At 70.9% G+C, this 6,928-nt stretch carries 8 protein-coding genes; all 8 read right to left on the reverse strand.

The features are described from left to right. Positions 1-105 precede the first annotated feature (105 nt). Positions 106-639: a preprotein translocase subunit YajC gene (gene yajC, locus C6Y14_RS28400; protein WP_107019698.1), complete on the reverse strand. Its 534-nt coding sequence runs from the start codon at positions 637-639 to the stop codon at positions 106-108. A gap of 164 nt (positions 640-803) precedes the next feature. Further along, the gene (gene ruvB, locus C6Y14_RS28405; protein WP_107019699.1) at positions 804-1,874 is read right to left on the reverse strand and encodes a Holliday junction branch migration DNA helicase RuvB; all 1,071 of its coding nucleotides are present in this window, start codon (positions 1,872-1,874) and stop codon (positions 804-806) included. A gap of 180 nt (positions 1,875-2,054) precedes the next feature. Beyond that, the gene (ruvA, locus tag C6Y14_RS28410; protein WP_107019700.1) at positions 2,055-2,666 is read right to left on the reverse strand and encodes a Holliday junction branch migration protein RuvA; all 612 of its coding nucleotides are present in this window, start codon (positions 2,664-2,666) and stop codon (positions 2,055-2,057) included. Next, positions 2,663-3,208 carry a crossover junction endodeoxyribonuclease RuvC gene (gene ruvC, locus C6Y14_RS28415; protein ID WP_107019701.1) on the reverse strand — a complete coding sequence of 182 codons (546 nt, stop codon included), beginning with the start codon at positions 3,206-3,208 and terminating at the stop codon, positions 2,663-2,665. Before ruvC ends, ruvA begins: the two co-directional genes overlap by 4 nt. A 189-nt stretch (positions 3,209-3,397) precedes the next feature. Further along, a complete protein-coding gene (locus C6Y14_RS28420; protein ID WP_107019702.1) occupies positions 3,398-4,150 on the reverse strand; it encodes a YebC/PmpR family DNA-binding transcriptional regulator in 753 nt (250 codons plus the stop codon). A 76-nt stretch (positions 4,151-4,226) separates the two neighbouring features. After that, a complete protein-coding gene (pdxT, locus tag C6Y14_RS28425; protein WP_107019703.1) occupies positions 4,227-4,832 on the reverse strand; it encodes a pyridoxal 5'-phosphate synthase glutaminase subunit PdxT in 606 nt (201 codons plus the stop codon). Between the two features lie 102 nt (positions 4,833-4,934). Next, entirely contained in the window at positions 4,935-5,858 is a 924-nt protein-coding gene (gene pdxS / locus C6Y14_RS28430) for a pyridoxal 5'-phosphate synthase lyase subunit PdxS (RefSeq protein WP_107019704.1), read from the reverse strand. A gap of 207 nt (positions 5,859-6,065) precedes the next feature. Then, positions 6,066-6,611 (reverse strand): hypothetical protein, encoded by a 546-nt coding sequence (locus tag C6Y14_RS28435; protein ID WP_107019705.1) that lies wholly within the window; start codon positions 6,609-6,611, stop codon positions 6,066-6,068. Positions 6,612-6,928 lie beyond the last annotated feature (317 nt).

Genomic DNA, 6,928 nt, shown 5'->3' on the forward strand with positions numbered 1-6,928 from the left:
GGTACCTTCGCGGACGGGCATCAAATGGTGTGGAGGTTCCGCGCGAAGCCGGACGTCCGGGGACCGCGGCGCGCGAGCGGCGCACTTCGCGGTCCCCGGTCGTGGCTACTTCGTGTCGGACTCGCCGTCGGACTTCTTCAGGTCTGCGGCGTCGGTCTTCTTCGGCTCCGCGACGGCGGACTCGTCGGCGGGCTCCACGACGGGCTCGACGGTCGGCTCGGTGACGGGCTCGACGGCCGCGTCCTTCTTGCCGAGGTCGATGTGCTTGTCGTCGGAGACGTCGGCGGACTCGTCCGTCTCGGTGAGGGAGGAGGCGTCGTCCGGCACGACCGACTCGTCGGACTTCAGGTCGTGCTCGATGCCGTGGACGATGCGGTTGTACTCGTCGTCGCCGAGGACGGCGCCGATGGCGTTCTTCGCGAAGAGCAGGTCGACGCCCGGGCCCGCGTCAAGGAGGACCGTCTCCTCGTTGACCTCCTTGACGGTCGCGTACATGCCACCGATCGTGCGGACACCGGTGCCGGGCTGCATCTCGTTGCGCATCTGCGCAGCCGCATTCTGCTTCTTCTTGGCCGACCGGGTCATCAGGAACATGGCCCCGATGAGCACGATGAACGGGAGGAGGGTCACGAGACTCACGGGACGGAACTTCCTTCATTCGACCGCGATGGTGAGCGGCCTGCTGGATGGGGGTATGTACGCCGTCGGCAAGGGCGGCATCGGCGGAGTCTAAGCGAGTCCGCCGTCAAGGAACAACGCTCAGCATCGCACCGGGGTTCCTGACCTCGCGAGCCCCCTCGCCGTCACGCCCCGAACAGGTCCCCTTGTCCGTTTCCACCGGTTGACGACCGGGGTGGCGTGAGGCCCAGGTGGGCCCACGCGGCCGGAGTGGCGACGCGGCCCCTGGGCGTACGGGCCAGCAGCCCCTCGCGGACGAGGAAGGGCTCTGCCACCTCTTCGACGGTCTCCCGCTCCTCCCCCACGGCCACGGCGAGCGTGGAGAGGCCGACGGGCCCGCCGCCGAAGAGCTTGAGCAGGGCTTCGAGGACGCCCCGGTCGAGGCGGTCGAGGCCACGGCTGTCCACCTCGTACACCGCGAGGGCGGCCCTGGAGATGTCCTGGTCGATCACACCGTCGGCCTTGACCTGGGCGTAGTCACGGACCCGGCGCAGCAGGCGGTTGGCGATACGCGGTGTGCCACGGGAGCGGCCGGCGATCTCGGCGGCCCCGTCCGTGTCGATCTCCACGTCGAGCAGATGTGCGGAGCGGTGGATGACCCGCTCCAGCTCGGCCGGCTCGTAGAACTCCATGTGGGCGGTGAAGCCGAAGCGGTCGCGCAGCGGGGGCGGCAGCAGGCCCGCGCGCGTGGTGGCGCCGACGAGCGTGAAGGGCGGCAGTTCGAGGGGGATGGCGGTGGCGCCGGGGCCCTTGCCGACGATGACGTCGACGCGGAAGTCCTCCATCGCCATGTAGAGCATCTCCTCGGCGGGCCGCGACATGCGGTGGATCTCGTCGAGGAAGAGGACCTCGCCCTCCTGGAGGGAGGAGAGGATCGCCGCGAGGTCGCCCGCGTGCTGGATGGCGGGGCCGCTGGTGATGCGGATCGGGGCTTCCATCTCGGCGGCGATGATCATCGAGAGGGTGGTCTTGCCCAGGCCGGGCGCTCCGGAGAGCAGCACGTGGTCGGCGGTGGCGCCCCGCGCGCGGGCGGCGCGCAGCACGAGGTCGAGCTGCTCGCGCACCTTCTCCTGACCGATGAACTCACCGAGGTCCTTGGGCCGCAGGGCGGCCTCGACGGCCTGCTCCTCACGATCCCCGGCCGCACCGACGAGCCGCTCGCCACTACCGTCGTCGGTCGTCTCGTCCCAGTTCATTCGGCGTGCCTCGCGAGGTAGGGGTTCCGGGTCGTACGGGTGAAAGTCTCTCTACGGGGGCGCGCCCCGCAAGGGCGCACCCCGTAAGGGGCGCGGGGAACTGCGCGACCAGCCACGACGCACCCGCAGGTTCACGACGGCCGCCCCCCGGCAGGGGCCCAAGCGGGCCCCGACAGGGGCTCAGCGGGCCCGGTTGAGGCTCTGGAGCGCGGCCTTCAACAACTGACCGACCTGCGGGGCCTCGCCGGAGGCCTCCGCCTGCGGCGCAACCGCCGCAACCGCCTCGTCGGCCTCCCGGGTCGCATACCCCAGCCCGATCAGCGCGGCGTGCAACTGCTCCCGCCACCCCGCGGCGACGGGCCGCCCGATCGCCGCGCCCCCCGTACCGAGCGGCTCCCCGAGGCGGTCCTTCAGTTCGAGCAGCAGCTTCTGGGCCCCCTTCTTGCCGATGCCCGGGACTGCGGTGAGGGCCTTCTCGTCCCCGGTGGACACCGCGCGGCGCAGGGCGTCCGGGCTGTGCACGGCGAGCATCGCCTGGGCCAGCCGCGGCCCCACCCCGCTCGCGGTCTGCAGCAGCACGAAGGTCTGGCGCTCGTCGTCGTCCACGAAGCCGTACAGCGTGAGCGAGTCCTCGCGGACGACCAGGGAGGTGGCGAGCCGGGCCTCCTGGCCCATGCGCAGCCCGGAGAGGGTGTCGGGGGTGCACTGGACGGCGATGCCGATACCGCCCACCTCGACCACCGCGGAGTCGGGGGCGAGGGCGGCGACCTTGCCGCTGACGAAGGCGATCATCGGGTGACCTTCCGGCTGGAGAGCTGGTCCCGGCGGTGCGCGGCGTGTGCCTGCTGGAGGCGGTTCACGGCCGGGGCGCGCCAGATGTGACAGATGGCGAGGGCGAGGGCGTCGGCGGCGTCGGCGGGCTTGGGAGGCGCGTCGAGCCGGAGCAGCCGGGTGACCATGGCGCCGACCTGGGCCTTGTCGGCGCGGCCGTTGCCGGTGACGGCGGCCTTGACCTCGCTGGGGGTGTGCAGGGCGACGGGGATGCCGCGCCGGGCGGCACAGAGCATCGCGACCGCGCTGGCCTGGGCCGTGCCCATCACCGTACGGACGTTGTGCTGGCTGAACACCCGCTCCACGGCGACGTATTCGGGGCGGTGGTCGTCGAGCCACTGCTCGATGCCCTGCTCGATGGCGACGAGTCGCTGCCCCAACTCCGCGTCGGCGGGGGTGCGGACGACTCCGACGGCGATCATGGTGAGCGGCCGGCCCGCCACGCCCTCGACGACACCGACACCGCACCGGGTCAATCCGGGGTCAACGCCCAGTACCCGCACCTGGCCCCCTCCTTCGACTGATCGGCCCCACCCGGCCGCCACCGGGGAGCTGCCCCCGATTCGTGCAGGTTATCGGGTGCCACCGACAACGCCCGACAGCGACGCCCGACGAGGGGGCGGGCCGACAACGGGACGGGCCGACGGGGTGTGTCCCGTCGGCCCGTTGAGCCGGTTCCACGCGTTGCGGTGTTACGCGTCGACCTTCTCCATGACCTCGTCGCTCACGTCGAAGTTGGCGAAGACGTTCTGCACGTCGTCGCTGTCCTCAAGGGCGTCGATGAGCTTGAAGATCTTCCGGGCGCCCTCCTCGTCCAGCTCGACCTGCATGGTCGGGACGAAGTTGGCGTCGGCGGAGTCGTAGTCGATGCCGGCCTCCTGGAGCGCGGTGCGCACCGCGACCAGGTCGGTGGCCTCGGACAGCACCTCGAAGGACTCACCGAGGTCGTTGACCTCCTCGGCACCCGCGTCGAGCACGGCACCCAGGACGTCGTCCTCGGACAGCTCGCCCTTGGGGACGATGACGACGCCCTTGCGGTGGAAGAGGTACGAGACGGAACCCGGGTCGGCCATGTTGCCGCCGTTGCGGGTCATGGCGACGCGTACGTCCGAGGCGGCGCGGTTGCGGTTGTCGGTGAGGCACTCGATGAGCACCGCGACACCGTTCGGGCCGTAACCCTCGTACATGATCGTCTCGTAGTCGGCGCCACCGGCTTCGAGACCACCGCCGCGCTTGACCGCGGAGTCGATGTTCTTGTTCGGGACCGAGGACTTCTTGGCCTTCTGCACGGCGTCGTAAAGCGTCGGATTGCCGTCGAGGTCCACGCCGCCCATGCGCGCCGCGACCTCGATGTTCTTGATCAGCTTCGCGAAGAGCTTGCCGCGCTTGGCGTCGATCACGGCCTTCTTGTGCTTCGTCGTGGCCCATTTAGAGTGGCCGGACATCTGCCTGTCTCCTTCGCGTAACCCAACCAGTACGAACTCCCGAGGCTTCGAGAGCCTGGGGGACCCCCAGATCCTACTAGGACGCCGGTGTCCGGGTCGCGCGCACCATGTCGACGAAGAGAGCGTGCACGCGGTGGTCGCCGGTCAGTTCCGGATGGAACGACGTGGCGAGCGCGTTGCCCTGGCGTACGGCGACGATGTGACCGCCGTGCTCGGCGAGCACCTCGGCCTCCGCGCCCACCGACTCCACCCAGGGGGCCCGGATGAAGAGTCCCTCCACAGCATCGCCCTCGATGCCCCGCACGTCGACCTTCGCCTCGAAGGATTCGTTCTGCCGTCCGAAGGCGTTGCGGCGCACGATCATGTCGATGCCGCCGATGGTCTCCTGGCCCGAGCGCGGGTCGAGGATCTTGTCGGCGAGCATGATCATGCCGGCGCAGCTGCCGTAGACGGGCATGCCGTCCCGCACGCGCGCGCGGAGGGGCTCCATCAGGCCGAAGAGGACGGCCAGTTTGGAGATGGTGGTGGACTCACCGCCGGGGACGATCAGTCCGTCCACCTCGGCGAGTTCCTCGGGGCGCCGCACCGGCCTGGCCACGGCGTCCGCCGCGGCCAGGGCGATGAGGTGCTCCCGAACGTCGCCCTGGAGGGCCAGGACGCCTATGACGGGGGTGGTGCTCATCTACGGAGTGCCTGCCTTGTGTGAAGGGGTGCCCTGGAGAGGATGTTTTCCGTCCGGACGACGCTGCCGTCCGGAACGGTTGGAGTCGTCCGGAAGGGCGGTCTACCAGCCGCGGTTCGCGTAACGCTCGGACTCGGGGAGGGTGTCGCAGTTGATGCCGACCATGGCCTCGCCCAGGTTGCGGGAGGCGTCCGCGATGATCTTCGGGTCGTCGTAGAAGGTGGTGGCCTTCACGATGGCCGCGGCGCGCTTGGCCGGGTCGCCGGACTTGAAGATGCCGGAGCCGACGAAGACACCCTCGGCGCCGAGCTGGCGCATCAGGGCGGCGTCGGCGGGAGTGGCCACGCCACCCGCGGAGAACAGCACGACCGGGAGCTTGCCCAGTTCGGCGACCTCCTTGACGATCTCGTACGGGGCGCGCAGCTCCTTGGCGGCGGCGTACAGCTCGTTGTTGTCGTAGCCGCGCAGCCGGGCGATCTCGTTCTTGATCTGACGCAGGTGGCGGACGGCCTCGACGACGTTGCCGGTGCCGGCCTCGCCCTTGGAGCGGATCATGGCGGCGCCCTCGGCTATGCGGCGCAGGGCCTCGCCCAGGTTGGTGGCACCACAGACGAAGGGGGTCGTGTAGGCCCACTTGTCGGAGTGGTTGACCTCGTCGGCGGGGGTGAGCACCTCGGACTCGTCGATGTAGTCGACGCCGAGGGACTGCAGGACCTGGGCCTCCACGAAGTGGCCGATACGCGACTTGGCCATCACCGGGATCGAGACGGCCTCGATGATGCCCTCGATCATGTCCGGGTCGGACATGCGTGCCACGCCGCCGTCCTTACGGATGTCGGCCGGGACCCGTTCCAGGGCCATGACGGCAACGGCGCCCGCGTCCTCGGCGATCTTCGCCTGCTCGGGCGTGACGACGTCCATGATCACGCCACCCTTGAGCTGCTCGGCCATGCCGCGCTTCACGCGCGCGGTGCCGGTGGCCGGGGTGTCGGTGGGCTGGACGGGGTGGGAGAGCGTGCTGGACACGGGTTGACCTCACTCGGTGAAAGAGGGCTTCTGCAAACACCGAGGAAACGCCCGGGGACCAGGCCACAGCAAGGGCCAATGGACAGGCGGTGGCTCATTTTCCGGCTGCCGCGTGCCTTTTCAGCAGGTCAGGGGCTTGTACGGGATTCACGCACCCGTCCGGAGCGCGCCCGCTGCCGGACCACGCACCCGCGCGGGCCTGACCGACTACGTTCCCGGGCGGTCCGCCAGGGCCGTCGGCGGCTCGTCGTCCATTTCGAAGGCCAGCGGGAACGGGGCGTGTCCGGCCAGCCGGAACCAGCGCACCGTGCGGTGGCGGCGCAGGGCGCGGGCCGCGCGTACGGCGTCGTTGTGGAAGCGTCTGGCCATCGGTACGCGGCGGACCGCTTGGGCGAGTTCGCGGGCCGCGTCCTCGCCGCCCGGAGCCGCCTGGACCGCCTCCACCTGCTCGGTCTCCCCGAAGACGGCCCGCAGTGCCTGGCTGAGATCGCTCTCGGCGACCTCCCGGTGGTCCTCCTCGGCCTGCCGGGCGGCGTGCGCGGCCTCGTAGAGCACCATCGACGCGGCCGGATCGAGCACTCCGGCGGTGGCGAGTTCCTGAGCGACCGAGGCGCGGCGCAGGAGCTGTGCGTCCAGGGCTGCGCGGGCCGCGTCGATGCGTGCGTGCAGGCGGTCGAGACGGCCCGCCGTCCAGCTCAGGTAGAGGCCGATCGCCGCGAGGGCGACCACGATCCAGATCAGTGTGGAGGTCACGGGGGCACACGGTACCGGTGGGGGCGCCTTGCTCGGCAGCGCCCCCGGACGGCGCCTGCGGCGCGTGCCCGTCTCCGGGTGCGGGCCCGGTGGGGGCTGGCCGCGCAGTTCCCCGCGCCCCTGAAAAGCGGGGCTGCGCCCCCGCGATGGCGCCTGCGGCGCTCGTTCCACCCCGGGTACGGCCCGGTGGGGGCCGATCGCGCAGTTCCCCGCGCCCCTGAAAGACCGGCTGCGCCCCCGCGATGGCGCCTGCGGCGCTCGTTCCACCCCGGGTACGGCCCGGTGGGGGCCGATCGCGCAGTTCCCCGCGCCCCTGA

This window comes from Streptomyces dioscori, assembly GCF_003024195.1.
GTDB classification, from domain to species: domain Bacteria; phylum Actinomycetota; class Actinomycetes; order Streptomycetales; family Streptomycetaceae; genus Streptomyces; species Streptomyces dioscori.